The organism is Falsiporphyromonas endometrii (assembly GCF_042654485.1).
Taxonomy (GTDB): domain Bacteria; phylum Bacteroidota; class Bacteroidia; order Bacteroidales; family Porphyromonadaceae; genus Porphyromonas; species Porphyromonas endometrii.
The window spans coordinates 1-828 of record NZ_JBHSGO010000021.1; the positions used below are offsets into that span (position 1 = coordinate 1).

An 828-nucleotide genomic window follows, 5' to 3' on the forward strand; every position below is an offset into this window, starting at 1 on the left:
CCGACATGTCGATTCGGGTCATCATCGTCTCATCATCGAACAAGAACTCGGCCAACGCTTTGGCAAGCTCGGTCTTTCCAACACCCGTTGTACCCAGGAACAAAAATGAACCGATGGGCCTCTTGGGGTCCTGCAATCCGGCACGACTTCTTCTGACGGCATCACTGACGGCCTCTATCGCCTCGTCTTGTCCAACCACACGCTTGTGAATTTCCTGCTCCAGGTGAAGAAGTTTTTCCCGTTCACTTTGAAGCATTTTACTCACGGGAATTCCCGTCCAGCGAGATACGATATCCGCAATATCCTCTTCGTCCACCTCCTCCTTGATGACCGCATCGTTGCCTTGTNAATGGGCAATCTCATCCTCTTTGGCCTTGATGGTACCGTATCTGATCTCGGCAACTTTTCCGAAGTCGCCCTCGCGTTCGTAGCGTTCGGCTTGATATTTAAGCTCCTCCATATCAACTTTATTCTGCTGAATCTTGTTGATATAGTCCTTTTCACTTTGCCATTTGGCACGCATCTGTTGCTCCTCTTCCTTCAGTTCGGCAATCTCTTTGCCGAGCTGCTCAAGTTTGGGCTGATCGTTTTCCCTTTTGATTGCCTCTCGTTCGATCTCAAGCTGCCTGATTCTTCTGGTCACTTCATCAAGTTCTTCGGGAAGGGAGTCCATCTGCATTCTCAATCTTGCTGCAGATTCATCCATAAGGTCGATGGCCTTGTCGGGCAAAAAGCGGTCTGTGATATATCTGCTCGACAGTTTTACGGCCGCAATGATGGCATCGTCTTTGATACGGACCTTGTGGTGGTTTTCATATTTCTCTTTGA

Annotated in this window: 1 protein-coding gene; it reads right to left on the reverse strand. The window is 49.0% G+C overall.

The annotated features are described in order from the left end of the window. Positions 1 to 828, reverse strand: an 828-nt coding sequence (locus ACFO3G_RS01215) for an AAA family ATPase (protein WP_380077226.1), incomplete at both ends; no start/stop codon positions are given.